This is a genomic window from Xylanibacter ruminicola (assembly GCF_900142525.1).
In the GTDB taxonomy this organism is placed as follows: Bacteria; Bacteroidota; Bacteroidia; order Bacteroidales; family Bacteroidaceae; genus Prevotella; species Prevotella ruminicola_A.
Window position 1 is genome coordinate 81,512 of the sequence record NZ_FRBD01000002.1, and the last position, 21,945, is coordinate 103,456.

Here is a 21,945-nt window from a genome sequence, read left to right on the forward strand (position 1 = left end):
CAATTATCAATTGTCAATTATCAACTGTGCCTTGCACTGCTTGCACCCTTCGGTGATACGCTGGCTGAAGTGAAGGTGCTCAGACTCCAGACCCAGAATGCCGCGGATGATGCCATCGTCGAGTGCCGATGCCGCTTTGCAGGCCTGCGGCGTATAGAATCTGCTGAAATAGCAGCTATGAAAACACAGCTGCCTACTGTTTTCGAACGACAGCTTGATGCCGATGTTGCGATAGAGGGCCACGATGAGTCGTTGTGCACGGGCCTCATGGCGTATCAGAAAAAGGCAGCGCAGCAGTCGGCCCATCTTGTATGCCTCACTGTTCATGCGCTTGAGCAGGGCCTGATTGGCACCTGCCTGCAGGTTGCTGCTGGTGTATTTGGCATAGGCTTTCAGGGCTTCTGCATTTTTCAGCGTCCAGATGCGCTGGGACTTCTTTCCCAGGGCATGGGCTGTGAGGTTCATCAGCAGCTGCAGTTCTATGCGCCTGAAGAGTGAGCTGTTAACCATTGGCATACAGGGTTTCTATTTGTTGTGCGTAGTGCTCTATCACCACGTTGCGTTTTACCTTCAGGTTGGGTGTCAACTCGCCACGAGCAATACTTAGTGGAGTGCTGATAATGAGATATCGCTTGACCTGCTCTGGGTGCGATAGCTGTTGGTTCATGCGTTCCACATCGGTCGCAAGTGTGTCGTTATTGCCGGTTGTCCATAGCAGGGCCGTGCAGTAAGGACGCTGTTCGCCCACCAGTACGGCATGCTCCACGCAGGATATGTCCATCAGGCGCTGCTCAATCTTGGTGCAGTTGATGTTCTTGCCGTATGAGGTAATCAACATGTCCTTCTTTCGTCCGCTGATGTACACGTGTCCGTCGGTATCCTTGTGCCCTAGGTCGCCAGTATACAGCTTACCATCCTTAAAGGTGGTGGTGTCTAGATTGTAATAGCCCAGAGCAACCTGCGGACCGCTTACTACGAGCTCGCCATCGGGGGCTATGTCGACGGTGGTGTCGGGTAGGGGCGTGCCTATGCTGGGAATAACGTTATCGTCCAGTCGGCTCAGTGTTATCAGAGGTGCCTCGGTCTGTCCGTAGGCGTTATATATCTCAATACCCAACTGACGGAAGTGCAACAGCAACTCCTCGCTGATGGGGGCCGAGCCTACCAGCAACTGCGAGCACTTGTCGAGACCGGCCTTACGCAGCACGGCACGTCGCAGCAAGGTGGCTGTCAGACGTTTGAGCGGACCGTTGCTCATCATGAGGTAACGCTGTCCCAGTGGGTTCTGCTCTATCTGTTCCCATAGCTTTTCGTAGAAACGTGGTACTGAGAAGAACACCGTGGGGCGCACCTTAGGCAGTGCCTGGGTGAGCATCTGGAAATTGGTAAGATAGTATATCTTGGCCTTGCAGAGCATACAGTAAGGGGCGTAGGCTGCCAGGATGCCCTCGACTACATGACTCATGGGCAGGAACGACAGGTAACGCATCTCGCTATTGCGATCGTGCCATGATAGCAGGTTGGTAAGCACCTCGCCCATCCACTTCAGTTGGCTGTAGCTGAACATCACGCCCTTGGGCTCGCCTGTGGTGCCCGATGTGTAGCGGATGGTGGCAAGCTCGGAACTCAGTGTGAGGTGTGAGGCCGACTGACCGGTGTAGTTTGTCCAGGAAGGTGAGCCTTCCTTTTTCATGGGGCCGAAGGGAATGATCTGTATGTTCTCAGAAAGTCCCTCTACGTTTGTCATCACGCGCTCATCGCCAACAAAGAACAATCGTACACCGCTCTTAGCCATCAGTAATGCAATCTCGTCGGCAGGTGTTGTGTAGTAGATGGGAACGCTGACGGCTCCTGCCAGTCCGATGGCGTTGTCAATGGCCGCATGCTCGGCACAGTTAATGCCCGACAAGGCCACCTTATCGCCAGGTTTTACACCATACTCGTGTAGTAGGTTGACGTAGCCGTTAACCATCATGTTCATCTCATGGCCGGTAACGTGCTCCGTGCCATGAGCTGTTATATTATAATAGGTAATAGGGTAGTGGCGACTCTCGCGGCGCTGTACGGCCTGCTGAAAGATGGTGTTATCGTTGACTCGCATGAAATTATGTCGGCACGCAAATTCAAGCAGCGTGGGCAGATAGCTGCGCCAGTTAAGCTGGTATTTGCCGGCAAATTGGTCGGTGTTGGTGCGGTCGAACACATGGTCATCGAAGAAATAAGGCATCAGCGCTGTGAGATTAGACAATAGCGACCTCTTCTTGGCTTCTTGACCAGCATTGTAACGCTTGCCGATGGTGCGCAACATGGGTAGTGGCAGATAAATGGGCTTGGGGATGTCAATGCTGAGGTTGGCTTTGGCCCAGGCTCTGACGGCCTCGACCAGTTCACCAGCCTGCGGCAGACTGTCGGCAGAAGGTGTGAGGTGGAAAGTGTGACCCTCGGCTCCTGGTGCAAATGCTAGGTTTACTACCTGTTGTGCCACATGGTCAACAGGTATCAGGTTCACCGTTTGTTTGCTGCTTATCGGCAGCACGCGCATCTTGCCTTGCAGTATCAGTTTCAACACATAGTAGATGGTGTTGAAATTGCGTGTACGTCCTGTCTGACTATTGCCTACAATCATGCCAGAACGGCAGATGATATATGGTACCGTTGCTGCTCTTACTATCTGTTCGGCTTCGGCCTTGCTCTGCTCGTACTGGCTGTAGAATTGTGTGGCCAATGGTCCATCTTCTGTTATCACACCACTCTGTGTACCGGCAACATAAGCTGTCGATACATGGATAAAACGTTGTAGGTGTGGCAACAGTTCTGCCATCCTTACCACATGGCGGGTGCCGTCGATATTGATGTTCCTTAACTCACGTCGTGATTTCTGTACGCCCGTTTCAGCAGCGCAGTGTATCACATGGGTAATATCCATGTGTGGTGTATCCAAGGGTTTTATGATGTCGCCTGTGATTGGCTGTACACGCTTACCAACGGAGTTTACCAGCGTCTCATCGCCCCACCACAGAGCACGCAGTCGCCCTGCAGCCTCCTCTTCCGAATTGGCCCTTACCAGCACATAGATCTTGCTGTTGGTAGTTGTCAACAGTTGCGCCACAACCTCTGTTCCTACTAGTCCAGTGGCTCCTGTTACTAAAACTGTTCTTTCAGCCATTTCGCATAATATTGGCTCATTGCCTCTGTCTTGTTCTTATAAATCGTCAGGTGTTGCCTGATGTTGTTGCCTATCTCTTGTTCGTGTTCGCCTGCCATCTGCAGCGATGTCATGATGCCCTCTTCCAGATGCTCGTCGGTAGCGTGGTGCAAATATTGTTGGGCTAATCCCACTTCATTCATGATGCCGTTGAGTCTGGCATCGATGGATACGGCTACGATGGGGATGGCTCGCTCCATGCTCAATACCGATGCGTGATAGCGTGATGTGAGCAGTATGTTCAGTTGGCGCAGCAATCCAGTCATCTTGAAGACGTCGCTGGTCTTCGATGTGAATACCGCGTGTTTACTTGCTATTCGCTGTTCAAGCTGGTCGCATACGCGGGCGTCCAACTTCTCCATGCCAAAAATCACCACAAAGGCATTATGTTCGCGGCTGTAGCGGTTGGTGGCATCTGCCATGGCCGTCAGGTAGCGCTCAAACAGTTGGCGACGGGTAGCGTTGTCGCTGAAAAAATATATCTTGTCGTACTGCTGCGAGAAGTCGCGGGTGATAAGCGCTTTCAGCCATCGCCATACCGATGGACGTACCGGCCAGCAGAAGGGATTGAGCGGTGCTACACCCATTAATGGTTGTCGACCATCCCAGCCGGCTTCCTTCAGTTGCTGTAGTGCCCAACTCTCGCCCTCTGGACTTTGGAATGTCCATGCGGTGTCTGTGCCTACATGTCCTTTCAGCCCCAGTTGTTGTAGGTTGCGTAGCGATTCCTCGGTACGTACCATGAAATAGGTGTCACAACACAGGTCGCGGCTCAGTTTGGCCAGCCAACCGCTCAGCTTGCCTACTTCCGATCCATAGGCAATACAGGGTTTGCCCTGTCGGTGCATGATGCCTGCTGCCTCGCAGAAGAACACACACAGTGCTTCGGCAAAGGTGGGAGTGAGTGTAGAACCCTCGCAAAGAATGGCTGCATGGTGGCGCGAGCAAGCGCGTACTAATGAAAATATGAATACCGACGAGAAGTGCAGCAGGTGCACTGCGCCGGTGAAATAGCCTTTCACGTTTTCCAAGTCGAGCGTCATCACCGTTAGTTCGGCTTTGTCTGCTCCCATTGTCTGTTCCAGTTGTTGTGTTAGTGCTACAACACGGGCATCGGCGCCAGTGTTCCTGGCGCCGTTGTAGCCAACTAGTAGTATCTTAAGTGGTTGTCCCGGTGTGTATGACTCGTATCGGCCTATACCTAGCTTAGCCAAGGGCCTGGCTAATCCTGAGAGCCATACCATCACACGTACTATATATGCTAAAATTAAATCCATCATTATGCCAGGAAGGCCTCAATATCCTTCTCAAAGTCTTTTGGCTCAGTGGTGGGGGCGTAACGCTTGATGCAGTCGCCATCTTTCGAAATCAGGAACTTGGTGAAGTTCCACTTGATATCGCTGTCCTTCTCCACGCTTTTGCTGATAGTCTTGAACAGAGCCTTGGCAGCCTTGGCCTTCAGTCCGTTGTACTCCTCAGTAGGTGCCTGAGTCTTCAGGTACTCGAAGATGGGCTCTGCTGCAGGACCGTTAACGTCGGTCTTACGCATAATCTGGAAGGTTACGCCGTAATTGAGTTGGCAGAACTCCTCTATCTGACTATCGTTACCTGGATCCTGCTCCTTGAACTGGTTGCAGGGGAATCCGATGATAACCAGTCCCTTGTCCTTGTACTTCTGGTTCAGTTCCTCCAAACCTGCGAACTGGGGCGTAAATCCGCACTTGCTGGCTGTGTTTACAATCAGCAGCACCTTACCCTTGAACTCAGAGAAATCTATCTCCTTACCTCTGCTTGTGAAAGCTTTGAAATCATAAATCTTTTCCATATCAACTGTTAATTATGTCGTTTGCGATGCAAAGGTAAGAAGATTATTTTATATCGCAAGCGATTTAGACAAAACTTTAAACTTGTTTAACAATAAATCGCTTGCGACATATTTATTTCCGTATGCGTAGTACAGGGGCTATTGTGTTACATGGCTTGGGGAGAGTAACTATCAGTCCCTCGGCAGTTTGCTTAGCCTTGAGTTTGCCGTAACCCAGCAGATAAACGCTGCTGATGGCCTTGCGAAAATCTGGGTTACCCTTGGCTAGCGACTTGATAACCAGCTTACCGTCGGCAGGCCAGCCCATAGCTGTAGCATACAGATATTTCTTGGTCTGGTTGAAACGGATGTCGCGATAATCCATACCGTTATACTGACCCTCGTTAAAGCCCTGTGCGTTGATTGCAATTTTTTTCTCGGCTACGGGACCCTCGCCGAACTTCACCCAAGGACGTGTACCGAAGATGCTCTCGCCGTTAGGTGTCATCCATGCCTCCAGCTCATCCAAGAACTGCGCTGCCTTCTCGTCGTAGGTACCGTCGGCACGTAGAGGTATGTTTAGCAGCAGGTTACCATTCTTCGATACAATGTCAACCAGCTGTTTCACCATGTTCTGTGCGGTGCGGTAGCCGTGCTTGTAGGTGTTGGTGTTGTAGTGCCAGTCGCCTATGCAGTTACAGGTCTGCCAGGGCTCTGCTATGATGGCGTTAGGCGCACCGCGCTCTACGTCCCATGTCAGGGCTTTTTTCTGGTCTTCACTCAGAATCTTGCCGAACACTATCGCGCGTGGGTTCTTATTATAAAGATGTGTAGCTATCTTCAGACCACAATCGCTGATGGGGTAGAACGGCAGTACTGTTACGTCGAAGTAGATGAGGTCGGGATTGTAACGATTGATGGCGTCGAGCGTGCGGTCGTAGAAGTTAGTGACGAACTCCTGTGATGGTGGACAAGCGCCGTTCTCCCATCCCCACTGGCGGTGAATACGTCCGTTATCCCACGAGCGGTCGCTCATAGGGTGGTTCTGCTGGTATAGCTTCTGTGGGTCTAGTCCTTCCCACCATTTACCTTTACCGTCTTCCTTGGTCAACTTACCGTCGTAGTACACGCCAGCCTTAGGCCCGTCCACATCGTAGCGCTGGGCTGTCTCGTACCAAGTCCATGCATGGTCGGCATGGAACGATATGCCTAGTGGCAGTCCGGCTTTCTTGGCTGCGCGAGCCCAACCTTCCAGTATGTCCTTCTTTGGACCGATGTTCTTGGAGTTCCACTCCTGGTACTGCGAATCCCATAGGTCGTAGTTGTCGTGGTGGTTGCCCAGTACAAAGAAGTACTGTGCGCCGCAACGTTTGTAGCGCTCCACCAATGCCTCTGGATCCCATTTCTCGGCCTTGAACAGCGGCAGGATATCTTTGAAACCGAACTCTGATGGGTGTCCGTAGTGTTTTACATGGTACTTGTACTGGTCGCTGCGTTCTATATACATACCGCGTGCCATCCAGTCGCCTGAGCCCTCTACGCACTGAGGTCCCCAGTGAGCCCAGATGCCGAACTTGGCATTACGGAACCACTCTGGCGTCTGGTGAGTCTCCAGCGATTTCCAGTTGGGTTGGTACTTTCCTGTCTGCATCTTCTCGTGTTGCTCAGAAACAGGAACTTCATAAGTCTGCGCCATTACTGCTGTAAATCCACAACACATGGCTAAAGTCATCATTAATTTTTTCATACGGTTTGAAATTGTTTGGGTGCAAATATACAACTTTTTTTCAGCTTGGGTATGATGGTAATTGTTAAACAAGTATAATAAATGATGTAAATCGCTTGCGATATAAAGTATTCTTCGTACCTTTGCATCGCAAACGATATAAACGAAACAATTATGCACGAAGAATTACGTCTAGATAATCAGGTGTGTTTCCGCTTATACACAGCGGCGCGATTGATACAGCAGGCTTATACCCCAATGCTTAACCAACTAGGTATCACCTATCCGCAGTATTTGGTGATGATGGTGCTTTGGGAGCAGGATGCTCAGCCTGTAAACGATATAGCTCACCGACTGGTGCTTGAGACCAACACTGTGACTCCTTTGTTGCAGCGAATGGAAAAGCAAGGCATTGTGGTGCGTCAGCGTGGTAAGGAGGACAAGCGTCAGCAGATAGTATCTCTTACCGAAAAGGGTAAGGCTATGGAAGAAGAGGCATATGCCATTATCCCTGCTGGTATGGGAGAGGAACTTAAGACTTGTCCGTTCAAACTTGACGACTATGTGAAGTTTGCTGGCGAGTTAGATACGATCATCAACACATTAAACAAAAAATAATAATTAAACAAATGGCACAAAAACGTTTTCATAGACATTTTGCTACTCCGGGGTTACCCCTTTACTGGATTATCATTGCATACATCATTGTTGGCTGGTTCTATCCTATCATAGGACTGTTGGCGCTGATATGCATGATAGGTCCGGTGGTAGTAAGTGTCAAGAAGGGACGTTGGTGGTGCGGCAATGTATGCCCGCGTGGAAATATGTACGACAGACTGTTGTCGAAGTATTCGCCCCACCGCCCAATCCCTAAATTTGTACGCACCTTCGGATTCCGTCTGTTTATGGTGCTGTTCATTTTCACCATGTTTGGCATCCAGCTTGGCTTTGCTGAGAGTTGGGCCGATGTAGGTAGGGTATTCTGGCGAATCATCGTCATGACCACTGTGGTTGGTGTGGTTCTTAGTTACATCTATGCGCCGCGCACCTGGTGTTCATTTTGTCCCATGGGAACCATCTCGCGTTGGGTAGCACCTAAGAAGGCTCCTGTACCCGCATCGTTTACTAATGTTCACGTGTCGAGTGCCTGTCAGATGAAGTGCAAAAGCTGCTCAAGGGTATGTCCAATGCAGCTGACACCTTACGACAGCCGTGGTGAAGCGGATGGCTATCTGCATCCCGACTGTATCAAATGTGGTAAGTGTGTTCTTGCATGTCCTACAAAAATAATGACCTTAAGAAAATCTTAAGGTCATTGTCTTTTTTATTACTCGGGATTTCCAAAGTACGATGCTTCGGCATCCTTGTCATTCAGTTTGAATACCATGAACTTGGTGTTCTTCTGTGTGCAGGGCTTCCATGTACCACCTTTAGGTCCGTTAGGATCGGCATACTTTACAAAGTTAGTCCATGCAGTCAGCATCTTTTCACTCAGATCCCAGTCGCCCTTGGTCCATGGGCGCCAGCAGTGCTTCAGACTCTTAAATACAAACCAGAGGTCAGATGAGTGGAAAGCACCCTTCAGACGTACTGTTACCTCAGGATGACTGCCGTCATCGGGCAATGGACGTGCAAACTGATAGGCCCAGGCCTTACCACCCTTCTGCTCGCGAACCTTACAGAACTCGGCGATGTTGGGTCCCATATTACCCATGTCGTTCAATGTGAATCCTATCATATAAGGAACATCGGCCAGTGTGCCGCCGCGTGTTGCGTCGTCAAAGCTATTTACGCATACATATCCATCAATCATAGGCATAAAGGGTAGGCCTCTGAACATGGCTGCCATTGGGCTATTATCTTGCTGACCGTCGCTATGAATCTGGTAATAAAGGGTGTTGAGCGCAAAGATGGTCTCGGTTGAGGCCGCACGCATCTTCTTCAGATCGGTTAATCCTGCCCAGTCGAACACCTTCTTTGCTTTTGCTTCTGCATCGGCAAAGGTACCGCCACTGTATCGGCCACCAATCATGTTTCCTTTGTCATCGGGGATGGTTAATCCCTGAGCACTCATGATAACAGCCTTGTTGAACAAACCACGAGCAAGAGGACTATCGCATAATGTGCGAACGCTACCACCACCTGCGCTCTGACCAAATATGGTGACGTTGTTGGGGTCACCACCAAACTGAGCAATGTTCTTCTTGATCCATTTCAAAGCCTCAATCTGGTCAAGAATACCATAGTTGCCCGATACCTTATGTGGGCTTTCTGCTGAAAGAGCCGGATGTACCAGGAATCCGAATACACCAAGACGATAGTTGATGCTTACCAGCACCACATCCTTAGCTCCCCATTCCTGTCCGTCGAACTCTGGCTCAGAGCCAAAACCTTCACGATAGCCGCCACCATGAATCCATAGTGCTACGGGAAGTTTCTTGTTTACCTGTCCGGGAGCTTTGGTCCATACGTTAAGATACAGGCAGTCTTCGCTGCTGGGTGCCTCTTTACCATAGCCCCACTCAGTGTAGTATCCGCCGGGATACTGAACTGCCTGATAGCTGGGATGTCCGAATGTGTCGCATATCTTAATGCCCTTCCAAGGCACAATGGGCTGTGGCTCTTTCCATCGGTTCTCCTTGATGGGAGGTGCAGCATAAGGTATGCCGCGATAAACAAACACTTCTGGATGGTCATCGGCTAATACGCCCTGAACCTTTCCACCCTCGATTGTTAACACTGGGTTTTCTGCAGCATGTGCAGACACTGCTACCAACAGCAGAAGAGGTAAAAATAGTTTTTTCATAAGTTGTTTAAATAACAATTGTATAATTGGTTAGGTAAATAATTATATTATTTAGACACCTGAACTGACAATTGGTTTAATAAACTTTCCTAAATATTTATGCAATTCCTTTTATATTACCTTTTTTTTATTATCTTTGCGGTCAAGTTTATTGAACTGCGAATTATTAATTTTATGCTTTATGAATAAGAAAGGATTTCTACTAATTACGTTATTTACGATTCTATGTACAGTATCGGCCCATGCTGGTCGCGATAAGATGGTGGCCTATCTGTTTACTTACTTTAATAGTAATGCACCTCAGGACGAGCAGATTTGCTTTGCCCTGAGCGACGATGGCTATAACTACACACCGCTTAACGGTGGTGCCCCTGTCATTGAGAGCGACACCATTGCCCTGACACAGTGCGTGCGCGATCCGCACATTCTGCGCTGCGAGGACGGTAAGACATTCTACATGGTAGTTACCGATATGCGCTCGTCGTTAGGATGGGCCAGCAACCGCGGTATCGTACTGCTCAAGTCGACCGACCTGATACACTGGCAGCACTCTACTGTGAACTTCCCCACACGTTATACCAAGACCTGGAAGAATGTGATTCGTGTGTGGGCGCCCGAGACTATCTACGACCGCAAGGCAGGTAAATATATGGTATTCTACTCACTGCGCACCAGCGATCCCGACTCATACGACAAGATTTACTATCAATATGCCAACAAGGATTTTACTGACCTTGAGGGTGAACCCCAATGGCTTTTCGATGCCGGCAATGCCACCATCGATGGCGACATCGTATGGAACCAGGCCGACAAGATGTATCACCTCTTCTATAAGCAAGAGGCTGGGCGTGGCATCTACCAGGCTGTGGCTAAACAGCTCACCGATAAATGGCAGATGCTGGAAGGCAATGTAGAGCAGACACAGGAGAAGGTTGAGGGTGTTGGCGTATGCAAAGCTATTGACGGTAAGAGCTGGATCATCATGTACGACTGCTACGTGAATCATCATTACCAGTTCTGTCGCTCAGAGGATCTCAAGACTTTCCAGTTTGTGCAGAATACCGAGACCAAGGGCAAATTCACCCCTCGTCATGGCACAATCATTCCTATTACACAAGCTGAGAAGGACCGCTTGCTCAAGGCTTTTGGTAATAAGTAAAACTTACTTGCCCAAGAATTTCGTGTCTAGATAAGCCTGGAAGTTGTCTTTATATAGGTCGCCTATGGGCAGATAGGTGTCGGCGTCCATAATCACGCGATTCTTGTTAACCTCCTGAATCTTGTCGAGGTTGATGATGTAAGAGCGATGGATGCGCATAAAGTTCTGTGGTAGTCGCTCTTCCATTTTCTTCATCGATAGCAGGGTGATAATAGGTTTGGGCTCGCCCTCAATCCACACCTTCAGGTATTCGCTCATGGCCTCTACATAACGTATGTCTTGGATACAGACTTTTACAATACGGTAGTCGGTTTTGAGGAATAGTGTGTTATCTGTTTCTACCGCAGGTGCGGTGGAAACAGATAATCGTTCTTTCAGTCTGTTGGCGGCACGCTGGAAGTCTTGCAGACCAAAGGGTTTAAGTAGGTAGTCTACTGCATTCACCTTGAATCCTTCAATGGCATATTCCGAGTATGCAGTAGTGAAAACTACGAGTGGTGGCGCTGCCAGCGATTTTACGAAGTCCATACCGTTCAGATCGGGCATGTTGATGTCGCAGAAGATGGCGTCAACCCTTTCTTCGGCTAGAAATTGACGGGCTTCTAAAGCACTCTGGCACTCGGCTGCCAGTTCTAGAAACGGCACCTTGTTGATGTATGCAGCAATCTGCTGCAGAGCCAATGGCTCATCGTCGATAGCTATACAGCGAATCATCGTAGTGGTAATTTTAGTTCAACAATATATATGTCTGGTTCGTCTTTAATCTGCAGGGTATAGCTATTATCATATAACAGATCAAGACGTTTCTTGACGTTAGCTAATCCCACTCCACCTTTCTCCTGATTAGGCATCTCGGCTTTAGAGTTGCGACAGGTAAAGTAGAGGTTGTTGCCATTTATTGCCAATTTGATATCTACAAACGAGTCGTGCTGATAACTGATGCCATGCTTGAAAGCATTTTCGATAAACGATATCAGCATCAATGGCGGGATGGTCAAGTCGGGAGCTTCGCTTGGCACGTCTACAGTTATCTTCACCTTGTCACTATAACGCAGCTGCATCAGTGTGGTGTAAGTGCGAATAAACTCAAACTCCTTGGTCAGTGGCACGCCGCTCTTGTCGCCTTCGTAGAGCACAAACCGCATCATCTTCGATAGTTCACGAATCGTTTCCTGTGCCTTAGAGGGGTCGATATCTACCAGGGCATGGATATTATTCAGCGTGTTCATAAAGAAGTGTGGGTTTATCTGATACTTCAGATACTCCAGTTGTTGCTCCAGGTTCTGCTTCTCCAGATCTTCCAACTTGCGCTGGTCGCTACGCGAGCGGAAGTAGTACTTGGTGCCAAGATTAGCACCAAACATCAGCACTAAGACTACAATGCTCAGTATGTCGTGCTCGCCAACGAAGAGAGGAGGAGTGTGGCGGCGCTCCATTCGTGGATTGCCGTTGCGCATGTCTTCATGACGTGGACCGTGTTCGCGCAACTTCTCCATTTTCTCGAAATCTTCGAGGTCTGGCGGCAGATTCTCGCGCTGCTCCATTCGTGGCGGACGGATACCATCACGTTTCCCAAAGTTGGGGCGCGTAGTGCACTGAAACACGATAAATCCCGCCATGACCGCTGTCATAATAGATAGGTATAATATGCGCTTATGCCCGTGAATCAGCAATGGCGCTAGCAGGAAATTATGAATCAGGAACAATAGCAGGAATATGCTGAACTTACCCCACACAAAGAATACCTCACCCCAGTTAAACTCCAGATAAGGGTCGTTGGTTGTGCGCAGATAAAGGCTTAGCAGTGGGGTTGCAAAAAGCAAACTCCACACTACCAAGTATGTCAGATTCTCCTGTCTCGACTGATTTTTCATCCAGATCATTCCTATTACTATTATGTATAACGTTGATAATAGTGAATTATTGTGTCAGTGCCAACCACCGGGGCCAAAATTGCCCCCCATGCTGCTACCACTAGTGTAGCTTGATAGTGATACACTTGATCCGCCGCTGACAGTGCCACTCATGATGCCAATGCCGCCGAAGACGCTTGAGCCACCGCTAACGGTTGTGCCTGATGCGAGAGATGGTGTAGCAGCTGCTGATACTACCAGACTGCTGCCGCCGCTCGATGGAGTCTTAAACGAGAAGGTGTTGCCATCGTATGTTAGGGTGTACCAGGTGTTTTTACTCCACGAAGATGTATAGTAACACGATTGTGACAGGCTGCTGCCACTCTCCAGTCCACCTACAGCCACCACGGTGCCGCCAGTGAGATATAGCTTTTTGCCTCCTTCGGTGTTGGCGTCGATAGCTACTTCTGGAGTGCCGGAACAGATGGCGTATATCAGGCCGCCCTTGATATACATGTTGCCGTTTGCATCCAGTCCGTCGTTGTGCTGACCTTGTGCATATACGTATCCGCCAGTGATAGTCATATCACTTTTCGAGTTGATAGCATCGTCGTAGGCATAACAGGCCACTTGTCCACCGCTGATGTTCATCATGCTCTTGGTTTCAATACCCTCGCCGTTATAGCCGCTGGTACGTACCCAGATAGTGCCACCGCTTATATTGATGTTACCGTCGGCTTTGATACCCTTAGGCGATGAAGTATCGTTGTTGCTCTTATACTGTCCGCCCTCGGTCACTACATATACACTGCCGCCACAGAAGTTTGCTTCCATATCCACATTGATGCCCTTGCCGCCAGAGCCTGTGCTCTTGAGCCACAATTCGCCGGCGTTGATGGTAAAGGTAGAGTCGGCCTTGATGCCGGCTGCGCCTTTTGCCTCCTTGTCGTCGCTGTCGTAGGTGCCATTTCCGGTGGTGATCACTGTGGTTCTGCCGCCATTCACAATGATGTTACTCTCGCAGTTTATGCCTTTAGCAGCTGCGGCCGACACCTCAACATTAATAATGCCTCCATTAATGAAGATGCCATCGTTGGCTTTGATGCTGTGGTTGGCTGTTGAGTTTGCATAGATGTTGTTGCCTTTGCGAAACACGATGTAATCGGCCGAGTGGATGGCGTTGTTGGAGTTACCTGTTACGCTGAGTTTTCCGTTACCGTTGAACAGTAGTTTGCCTTTGCAATAAAGCGCTCCTTTCTGACTGCCACCAGTGCCATCACTCAGACTGTTGCTGGTGCCATCGGCCAGTACGATGTAAGCGCGCTTTCCGCTGAGCAGGTTCAGAGCTGCCGAATCGGGATTGGTGATGTTGGCGCCATTCAGTATGATTTCGTACTTCTTTTCGCCTATCACGGTAAATGATCCGTTAGTGGTTGTTCCGCTTACCACATAACAAATGTTCTTGGCCGAACCATGATTGGCGGTGATGTGTCCGCCATTAACGGTTATCTCCACGCCGTTCTCGGTCTTGGCGGCTGGGCTACTCATGTCAATGCTTATCTCGGTGGTAAAGCTATTGTTCTCGAGTGCGTCTTCTTCATCAGGAAGGTATTCGGTGGCCACATTCGTAGGCTCAGCCGTGTCCTTGTCTATGCTAACAGAAAAGGTTGTCAGTTCGCCTGTAGTAGTCGAACTGCCGCTATTGGTCTCGTTAGAGTTACTGTTATTATTTTCCCAATTACCCCAATTGTTGTTGAATTCGCTGTATGGATCGTCGGCCATGCAGCTTGTTAGTAAGATTACCGATGCCATCAGCATCATTCTGATTGTAGTCTTCTTCATGATTTTTATGCTTAAAATTTAAATTTATATCCTATTCCTAAGTAGTGCATGTTGGGTTCGTAGTCGTCGGCACTTACATTTTTCATATCCTGAAAGCGGTAGAAGGCTGTCAGCGTGTGCTGCTTGCCCAGTCGGATGTCGGTACCAACGGTGTAGCGTACTTTCTCTATGCCCCATGCATTAAAGAGTTCAACGTTGGCATAGGGAGCCAACAGGCTGTGTTTGTTGTCGTATGATATGCCCAGACGTGAGCGCAGCACGCTTTTTGCCTTGCCGTTCATCACTTTTTCTTCCCACTCGTCCTCGTCGTAGTCCCATCGCTGGGTTGTTGTTTCAGGGCGATAGGTGTACTGCCAGCGTTCGCGTAGCGATAGCTTGATGTTGTTGCTGAACTTGTACGCCCCTGTGAGCGATGCATACACGCGGTGCTTGATGCTCCAGTAGCTGGGGCGCCATTTGTTTTCGGCACCCGATGCCTTGTAGGTGGTTTTTTCGCGGTTATTGTCGTCCAGTAGCACGTAGCCTGCGTCGGCTTTCAGCCAGCTGGTGAGTTTATACTCGGCGCCCACGCCTAGGCTCCAGCGGTCCATCGTCTTGAAGTCGTTGCGTGTTCGCATGCCGGCTTCCAGGTTCACACTCAGGTTCTTGTCAATCTTCTTCTCGGCCTCGGCACTCAGTACCATTCCGCCTTCGCTCTGTGCTGTTACGGGCAGCACCGATGCCAGGATGGTGGCCATCGCGGCCAGTCGCTTAAACATGTGCATAATCTGCTTCTTTTAGTTTTAGTTTGTTATTAATGTCCGTCATATTCTCGCCTACATAGCTTACACGTAGCACTGCCATGTCGCGCAGAAAGTCTACGCCGCCCACTTCTACCTTCAGCACCGTTACGCCCAGACGCTTTGCCAGGTCGGCTTTCAGCTCTTCGTGTCGCTCTGGCTTTATTAGCTCAATGCGGTCGTACTGTACCAGTCGGGTTGCGCTCACCTTCAGGGTTTTCTCGAATGTCATGATGGCCGCTACGGTTATCATGTCAATCACCAATAGTTCAACCAGCGGTGTGCCTGTGATGATGCCATTTGCAGTTACATCTAGTACCGACGACATGGCGTGAACCACCGACAGGCAAACCACTACAAACAGATATGTCATCTCGCGAACCGGCATCGAGTCGGTGCGATAACGCATAATCGAGAAGATTCCAAATAGTCCAAGCCCCACACCCATGGTGGCCTTACCTCGTTCCATGCCCATCATCAGGTAAACCAGGAAATAGATAACCACCGAGATGATCATGAAGGTGAAGTAAAAGTCGCGACGACGACTTTTCTTGAAATACAGGAAGTTCACGATGCCCCAGTTTACTATCAGGCAGAGCATGAACCTGATGAGAGTTTCGACGAAATCGTTCGAAAATAATGCTTCCATATTCTATTGTTTTATTAATTTGTTTATTTCTATCAGTTTGCATTTAAAACGGTTCACGGGCAGCTGCTCGTCGGCAGTCAGGGCCGATCCCATGCAGTATTTTGAAAAACCGTGAGGTTGTATGCGCAGTTGGCGCAGCATGTGCAGTATGGGAGAATATACCAGTCCGTCGCGCTTCAGCTCTATCACCACCAACGGTCCCATGTCCTTGTGGTGTCCGTTCGTCAGGTTGCTGAACTTCAGGGCCGTGTCGATAGTCAGTCGCTCAGTCATCCCTTTGTTCACCAGTGTGATGCGGTTGAAGTGGTTGTTCAGCACGGGTTGCAGCGAGTCAACCTCGTATTGCAGGTTCTTTTGCAGAAACAGGCGCTTTGTTACTTCGTTCAAGTTCATATCCCACACCTCAATGCGGTTCTTTTTGGTGCGTCCGTGATTGTTCTTGGTCTTCACTTCCATAAACTGCAGACCGCTGATGCAGTACGTGCGGAAACGAATCTTCTGTCGGTTGGCGTGCCCGTACTGGTGCTGACTGTACATATCGAATGCCTTGGTGTCCAGATATGTGGTGTCGTAGTCGGGGTTTCGCTGACCGTCTATGTCCTGTACATAATAATCCTGCTGCGCCATCTTTAGCAGTTGGCACAGTTTACTGGTGTTCGTCACGAACTTCGTGTCCGTGCGATTCATCAGTTTTACGCTTTTCATCTCATCAAGCGTGATGGGCTCGTATGACTTTAGCAATTCATTCATGCTGCAAAGGTAGTATGATTTGGCTTACCATACTAATTTTTTCAATGAATGCCGTTTTTTATTCAGTCAACAGGAGGTCATAATCGAAAAAAATCATTATCTTTGCCGCCAGATAAATTAATCAAATATGAAAACTATAGCATTATGGTTGATGATGGCCATGCCGACTTGGGGTTGGGCTGCCAGCGACGAGTTGAAGCCACGACTCGTGGTGTGTACTGATATTGCACCAGGCGATGTGGAGCCTGATGATATGGAGTCGATGGTGAGGCTGATGGCATACGCCGACCAGTTTGAAATCGAGGCTGTTATTACCACTGTGGGATGGAACTGCGATCCATATCCCGCCGAGTGGGCACAATATCTGCATCGCGTGGTAGAGGCTTATGGCAAGGATGTGTCGAAGCTGATGAAGCGGTCGGGGCAGAAGAAGTTTATGTCGCTCAAGCAGGAGAACAAGCAGCACATTGGTTATTGGCCGAGTGTAGAATATATCAGGAGTCGAGCCGTGATGGGAAGTCAGCGTGGTGGAATCAAGGCTATCGGCGAAGGGAACGACTCGCCAGGCAGCAATCTGCTGATTCAGTTGGCCGATGAGGCTGACGAGCGTCCCATTTACGTGGGTGCTTGGGGAGGCGCCAACACGTTGGCGCAGGCCATCTGGCACGTCAAACAAACGCGCAGCGCTGACGAGCTGAAACGCTTTGTGCAGAAGTTCCGCATCTATACCATCACCGATCAGGATATGGACTATGCCCACCGCATGGATCGTGCCCGCAGCTCGCACATGTGGCTGCGCAAGGAGTTCTGCGACGACCTGCAGTTTGTGTGGGACGAAGGTGCTTGGCAGGAGCAGTGCGAACTGGGCAAGCGCCACTGGCAGCAGCACAAGGACGGCATACAGGGCAAGGGCTACTTAGGCAAGGAATATCCCACCTACAAATGGGGTGTTGAGGGCGACACACCAAGCATGCTGTACTGTTTGCCCAACGGACTTAACGATCCTGACGACCCGCGCCAGGCTGGCTGGGCTGGCTACCACGAGCGTGCGCTCTGTGCCGATTCGCTCACTACAGCGTGGACTAGTTGGCAGGAGCCAGTACGCAGTATCAGTGTGGGCTATAAACAGCGCTTCTATCCCGATGAGCTGAACGATTTTCTGGCTCGTATGCAGTGGGCCAGCGAGGGTGTAGGCAATCGTAATCCGCAAATCATTATTAATAATGTAAAGGGTTATAAACCTATCCACATCAGTGCTAAGGCTGGCGATGACATCCGTCTCGATGCCTCAAAGACGACTGACCCAGATGGCGACCACCTTACTTATAAATGGTGGCAACAGCCTGAGATTGGCACGTCAAAAGCCCAGATTGGCAACTCTGATCGCCCCGCTGTCGCCATTCACATCCCCGAGGATGCTGGCAACAACGAGATTCACATCATCTGCGAAGTTCACGATGCCGGTCCCTACCACTTGGTATCCTACCGTCGCGTAATTATTCAAATAAAATAAATAATGTTATGAAAAAGGTTATTAGTACCCCCAAGGCACCTGCTGCCATCGGCCCTTACAGTCAGGCCATCCGTGTTGGAAACCTCGTTTACACCTCTGGTCAAATACCCATCGATCCTTCCACAGGCTCGTTTGTTGAGGGCGGTATCAAGGAGCAGACGCGCCAGTCGCTCGCTAATGTCAAGGCTGTTCTCGAGGAGGCAGGCACCAGCATGGCTAATGTGATTAAGACCACAGTGTTTATGGCAGATATGGCCGACTTTGCCGACATGAATGCCATTTATGCCGAATTTTTCACCGAGCCATTCCCAGCCCGCTCTGCCGTAGCAGTAAAAACTCTACCCAAGGGCGCCTTAGTTGAGATTGAGGTCATCGCAGAAATCTAGTAGAATTTAGCGATATCATCGAGTGGACGGCGCTCAGGACGGGTTGGCTCGCCAGCCCTGTAGCCTAGTGCGATGGCCGCCATAACAGTCTCGTTATCAGGAATATTGAAAAGCTTGCGGAGTGCGTCGGTATCGCGCATGCCCATGATGAGTGTGTCGAAGCCCATGGCGCGAGCCTTCAGAATCAGGTAGCAATTGCTTAGACCATTGTCGTAAGCTCCCCATCCGTCGCCAACCTCATTAGTCTGATTGCCCTGGAAGAAGCCCGACTTGCCACGCTCGAAGGTAGAGACAATGAGAACAGGCGCCTCTTTGATGCGGTCTTTATTGCCTCCCACCATATCCTGAACGGCTGCCACCTTATCGGGACTGATAGCCACGTAATACTTGGTAGGCTGCTGATTGGCCCATGAAGGCGCCTCTTGTGTAGCCGTCAGGAGCTCACGGACCTCAGCCTCTGAAATCTTTTTCGAGGCATCATAGCTACGAACGCTTCGTCGTGTGGTCAATACTTCGTCGAACGACACAACATCCTTCGACACTTCTTTCTTCTCTTGACAGCCAGTAACGGCCAACAGCGCTACGAAAGCACCAAAAGCCAGTAATTTCTTCATACTTATGTAATGTTTAGTTTATTTGCTGGCAAAGATATGAAATATCCTCCATTTGCCCAAAAGAAAACACAGATATTTAGAACTTTTTTATGTATAACTGTTAGGATGCACGATGTCTTTGCTTTCAAATTGATTAAAAATATGGTGTTATAAATTACAAATTGTAAGTTTGTGTAGTTTTGAAGATTCAAAGTGGCGGTTAATTAATGATTATGCCGTCATTTTGTTTAATTTTGCGGCCGAAAGTTTTCAAATAATCAAAAAAGATAGGTATGAAGGTAAAGAAACGTTGGGTAATCCTGATGACGGCAATGACTCTGATTGCCTTTGCAGGTGTGTTTGTAGGCGAACCTACATTCGAATGTGACTGGTCGGTAATCTCGGCAGCCGATGTGGCTTGGCTGATTACGGCCACCATCTTTGTGTTGATGATGACTCCAGGACTGTCGTTCTTCTACGGCGGTATGGTGGGAGCAAAGAACGTGATATCTACGATGCTCCAGTCGTTTATCGCCATGGGACTGATATCGGTGCTGTGGGTGGTCATCGGCTTCTCGCTGTGTTTTGGCGATGACATAGGCGGCATCATCGGCAATCCCCTGACGTTTCTGATGTTCCAGAATGTAGGTGCCGAGGTCTATACCACTCCGGCAGGCAATATACTTGGCGGAGCCACCATTCCGCTGGCCCTGTTTGCTCTGTTCCAGATGAAATTTGCCATTATTACGCCATCGCTGATTACAGGTTCGTTTGCCGAGCGTGTGCGATTCTCGGCCTACATGTTCTTCATGATTTTCTTCTTCTTTCTGATTTATTGTCCGCTGGCCCACATGACTTGGCATCCTGAGGGCTTGTTTATGCGCTGGGGTGTCATCGACTTTGCCGGTGGTATCGTGGTGCATGCATCGAGCGGTGTGGCAGCACTGGCCGGAGCTATCTATCTGGGCCGACGCAAGGCTGAGACACGCAAGAGCGAGCCAGCCAATATTCCATTTGTGCTGCTGGGCGCTGCCATGTTGTGGCTGGGATGGTTTGGCTTCAACGCAGGTTCTTCGCTGCATGCCGACGGACAGGCTATCAAGGCATTCCTGAACACCAATACTGCATCGGCCACGGCCATGATGACGTGGATATTCTTCGACTGTCTGCGCGGACGCAAACCATCGGCCATGGGTGCTGCTGTGGGTTGCGTGGTTGGTCTGGTGGCCATCACACCATCGGCAGGATATGTCACTGTAGGTCAGAGCATCTTTATTGCTTTTATCATCACGCTGATATGTAACATTGCTGTTTACTGGCGCTCGCACACCAGTATCGACGATGCACTGGATGTGTTCCCCACACACGGCACCGGCGGTATCTTCGGTACCGTGCTCACAGGTATCTTTATCCAGGAGGGACTCATCGCCGGCACATGGGATGGTTTTGTGATCTTCCTTTATCACCTGCTGGCCATCGTCATCGTATTTGTTTATACCTTTGCCATGAGCTGGGCAGGTTATAAGCTCATCGACGGCCTAATACCAATGCGTGTATCGGCTTACAGCGAAAAGGTTGGTCTCGACTTCTCGCAGCACGACGAGCATTACGGACTAGCTCACATTGGTGAACGCGAGCTAGCCGAATACGAGGAACATATCCGCGAAAAGAATAAGTAATTATTTGTTCTCTCCTGACCAGGGCTCCTCGGGTTCGAGGCGGTAGATGCGCGATTTGGGCTCGGGCTTTTGAATGATAATATTGCGGCCGGGCCAGCTGTTGCTGAGGAAGGCCTCGTGATCCCAATCGCCGCGAGTAAACTTGAAGTAGGCAGGCAGATGGAGCTGAAGGTCGACAGCGCAGGTGCTATCGTTAACATGTTTCATCTTGATGCCCTTGGCATCCCAGTTGCCCAGTTCAGCCTGATTGCCAGTGATATACACATCGCCCTTCAGCGCCTCGCCTCGCAGCTCTATATGGATAGGGTAGGTTTCCTTGCTGACAAACTGTGGCAGAAACGATACAGAGTATTCGAGATACTGATTCAGGGCGTCTTGAAGACTGGGCAGATAAACTGCTTGGTGGTCGTATTCGGGATAGTTTTTGACAGATACGATGGTGTTTTGGGGGAAGTTAGATTTGTTGCTGAGGAAAGCGCTGGCTCTGACCCACCCCTGATGCCATTTTTCGCCGAATCTAGCTCGTTCGCTACCCATAGCGGCAAAGATGAAACGAGGCTCGTTGTGGCTCTTGAAGGGGTATTGCTCGAGATCGCTGGCCACGCGGAACTCATCGTAGCTGCAGTTGGGCGACAGGGCGATATAGTCGTCGAACAGATCGTCGGTAATCATACAGTCGAGCACGAACGAGGCGCCGAGCGAGTGGCCGACGCCGATCTTGCGGCCTGTGGCGTTGAAGGTCTTTTCGATGTAGGGCATGAGCTCTTGTTTCAGGAACTTCTTCAGGTCGCCAGAACGGCCGTAGGCTCCTTCATGAGCAAAGTGTCCCTTACCGATTTCGTGGATAGGCATCGGCAGGAAATCGGTATTACGCCCGAAGGGGATTTCGGGCATGAAGGGCGAGATGACGCCGACAATGATGAATTCCTTGCCACGATCGTTGGTCAGATAGGTATCGCCGAGTTCCATCAGACAGTGCACGAGGTCGAATTTGCCACGCTCCTGCGCATCGAACACGTAGAAGACGTCGTAATCGGTGGCGGTGTATTTGTCGAACCCTATGGGGGTATAGACCAAAATGTCGCGCTCGAAGTCGTAGAACTGGGACTTCATGGATAATTCGGCTACTTTGGCTTCCTGTTGAGCCATAGCAACAACTGCTACAAGGAGCAGTGAGAGAGAGGTGATTAATCTTTTCATT

At 49.8% G+C, this 21,945-nt stretch carries 20 protein-coding genes; 6 read left to right on the forward strand and 14 right to left on the reverse strand.

Features of this window, described 5'->3' with window-relative positions:
* Nucleotides 1-6 precede the first annotated feature (6 nt).
* The 5 genes from BUB86_RS01495 to BUB86_RS01515 form a co-directional block, all read right to left on the reverse strand.
* Complete coding sequence (locus BUB86_RS01495) at nt 7-516, reverse strand: hypothetical protein (RefSeq protein ID WP_139261295.1); 510 nt, start codon at nt 514-516, stop codon at nt 7-9.
* The gene (locus tag BUB86_RS01500; RefSeq protein ID WP_073204254.1) at nt 503-3,166 is read right to left on the reverse strand and encodes an AMP-binding protein; all 2,664 of its coding nucleotides are present in this window, start codon (nt 3,164-3,166) and stop codon (nt 503-505) included. Before BUB86_RS01500 ends, BUB86_RS01495 begins: the two co-directional genes overlap by 14 nt.
* Entirely contained in the window at nt 3,145-4,485 is a 1,341-nt protein-coding gene (locus tag BUB86_RS01505) for a polysaccharide pyruvyl transferase family protein (RefSeq protein ID WP_073204256.1), read from the reverse strand. Before BUB86_RS01505 ends, BUB86_RS01500 begins: the two co-directional genes overlap by 22 nt.
* Nucleotides 4,485-5,030 carry a glutathione peroxidase gene (locus tag BUB86_RS01510; protein ID WP_073204259.1) on the reverse strand — a complete coding sequence of 182 codons (546 nt, stop codon included), beginning with the start codon at nt 5,028-5,030 and terminating at the stop codon, nt 4,485-4,487. Before BUB86_RS01510 ends, BUB86_RS01505 begins: the two co-directional genes overlap by 1 nt.
* Before the next feature lie 112 nt (nt 5,031-5,142).
* On the reverse strand, nt 5,143-6,756 hold the full coding sequence (locus BUB86_RS01515) for an alpha-L-fucosidase (RefSeq protein ID WP_073204263.1): 1,614 nt from the start codon (nt 6,754-6,756) through the stop codon (nt 5,143-5,145).
* A 153-nt stretch (nt 6,757-6,909) separates the two neighbouring features.
* On the opposite strand from BUB86_RS01515, the gene BUB86_RS01520 reads away from it, so the two are divergent.
* Complete coding sequence (locus BUB86_RS01520; protein WP_081373029.1) at nt 6,910-7,353, forward strand: MarR family winged helix-turn-helix transcriptional regulator; 444 nt, start codon at nt 6,910-6,912, stop codon at nt 7,351-7,353.
* 11 nt (nt 7,354-7,364) lie between these two features.
* Nucleotides 7,365-8,045, forward strand: a complete 681-nt coding sequence (locus BUB86_RS01525; protein WP_073204268.1) for a 4Fe-4S binding protein — start codon at nt 7,365-7,367, stop codon at nt 8,043-8,045.
* 17 nt (nt 8,046-8,062) lie between these two features.
* Here the strand turns inward: BUB86_RS01525 and BUB86_RS01530 are convergent, their stop codons facing one another.
* The gene (locus BUB86_RS01530; protein ID WP_073204270.1) at nt 8,063-9,541 is read right to left on the reverse strand and encodes a carboxylesterase/lipase family protein; all 1,479 of its coding nucleotides are present in this window, start codon (nt 9,539-9,541) and stop codon (nt 8,063-8,065) included.
* A gap of 181 nt (nt 9,542-9,722) precedes the next feature.
* Between BUB86_RS01530 and BUB86_RS01535 the strand changes: the two genes are divergently transcribed.
* Nucleotides 9,723-10,700: a glycoside hydrolase family 43 protein gene (locus BUB86_RS01535; RefSeq protein WP_073204273.1), complete on the forward strand. Its 978-nt coding sequence runs from the start codon at nt 9,723-9,725 to the stop codon at nt 10,698-10,700.
* Nucleotides 10,701-10,703: 3 nt separating this feature from the next.
* On the opposite strand, the gene BUB86_RS01540 is transcribed toward BUB86_RS01535, so the two are convergent.
* From BUB86_RS01540 to BUB86_RS01565, 6 genes are read right to left on the reverse strand one after another with little or no spacing between them, the layout of a single operon-like run.
* Nucleotides 10,704-11,414 (reverse strand): LytR/AlgR family response regulator transcription factor, encoded by a 711-nt coding sequence (locus tag BUB86_RS01540; protein ID WP_073204276.1) that lies wholly within the window; start codon nt 11,412-11,414, stop codon nt 10,704-10,706.
* On the reverse strand, nt 11,411-12,583 hold the full coding sequence (locus tag BUB86_RS01545; protein WP_254795064.1) for a histidine kinase: 1,173 nt from the start codon (nt 12,581-12,583) through the stop codon (nt 11,411-11,413). Before BUB86_RS01545 ends, BUB86_RS01540 begins: the two co-directional genes overlap by 4 nt.
* Before the next feature lie 45 nt (nt 12,584-12,628).
* The gene (locus BUB86_RS01550; protein ID WP_073204279.1) at nt 12,629-14,395 is read right to left on the reverse strand and encodes a carbohydrate-binding domain-containing protein; all 1,767 of its coding nucleotides are present in this window, start codon (nt 14,393-14,395) and stop codon (nt 12,629-12,631) included.
* 11 nt (nt 14,396-14,406) lie between these two features.
* Nucleotides 14,407-15,159, reverse strand: a complete 753-nt coding sequence (locus BUB86_RS01555; protein WP_081373030.1) for a DUF2490 domain-containing protein — start codon at nt 15,157-15,159, stop codon at nt 14,407-14,409.
* Nucleotides 15,146-15,823 carry a DUF4956 domain-containing protein gene (locus BUB86_RS01560; RefSeq protein WP_073204282.1) on the reverse strand — a complete coding sequence of 226 codons (678 nt, stop codon included), beginning with the start codon at nt 15,821-15,823 and terminating at the stop codon, nt 15,146-15,148. The genes BUB86_RS01555 and BUB86_RS01560 overlap by 14 nt, the downstream gene beginning before the upstream one ends.
* A gap of 3 nt (nt 15,824-15,826) precedes the next feature.
* A complete protein-coding gene (locus BUB86_RS01565) occupies nt 15,827-16,573 on the reverse strand; it encodes a polyphosphate polymerase domain-containing protein (protein ID WP_073204285.1) in 747 nt (248 codons plus the stop codon).
* Nucleotides 16,574-16,700: 127 nt separating this feature from the next.
* On the opposite strand from BUB86_RS01565, the gene BUB86_RS01570 reads away from it, so the two are divergent.
* Entirely contained in the window at nt 16,701-18,086 is a 1,386-nt protein-coding gene (locus BUB86_RS01570; RefSeq protein WP_073204288.1) for a DUF1593 domain-containing protein, read from the forward strand.
* A gap of 8 nt (nt 18,087-18,094) precedes the next feature.
* Nucleotides 18,095-18,472 carry a RidA family protein gene (locus tag BUB86_RS01575; RefSeq protein ID WP_073204290.1) on the forward strand — a complete coding sequence of 126 codons (378 nt, stop codon included), beginning with the start codon at nt 18,095-18,097 and terminating at the stop codon, nt 18,470-18,472.
* On the opposite strand, the gene BUB86_RS01580 is transcribed toward BUB86_RS01575, so the two are convergent.
* Entirely contained in the window at nt 18,469-19,086 is a 618-nt protein-coding gene (locus BUB86_RS01580; RefSeq protein WP_081373031.1) for a nitroreductase family protein, read from the reverse strand. The two genes, BUB86_RS01575 and BUB86_RS01580, sit on opposite strands and share 4 nt — an antisense overlap.
* A 272-nt stretch (nt 19,087-19,358) precedes the next feature.
* On the opposite strand from BUB86_RS01580, the gene BUB86_RS01585 reads away from it, so the two are divergent.
* Nucleotides 19,359-20,744, forward strand: a complete 1,386-nt coding sequence (locus tag BUB86_RS01585) for an ammonium transporter (protein ID WP_073204293.1) — start codon at nt 19,359-19,361, stop codon at nt 20,742-20,744.
* Here the strand turns inward: BUB86_RS01585 and BUB86_RS01590 are convergent, their stop codons facing one another.
* Nucleotides 20,745-21,944: an alpha/beta hydrolase-fold protein gene (locus BUB86_RS01590; protein ID WP_073204298.1), complete on the reverse strand. Its 1,200-nt coding sequence runs from the start codon at nt 21,942-21,944 to the stop codon at nt 20,745-20,747. It abuts the gene before it with no gap.
* Nucleotide 21,945: the final 1 nt, after the last annotated feature.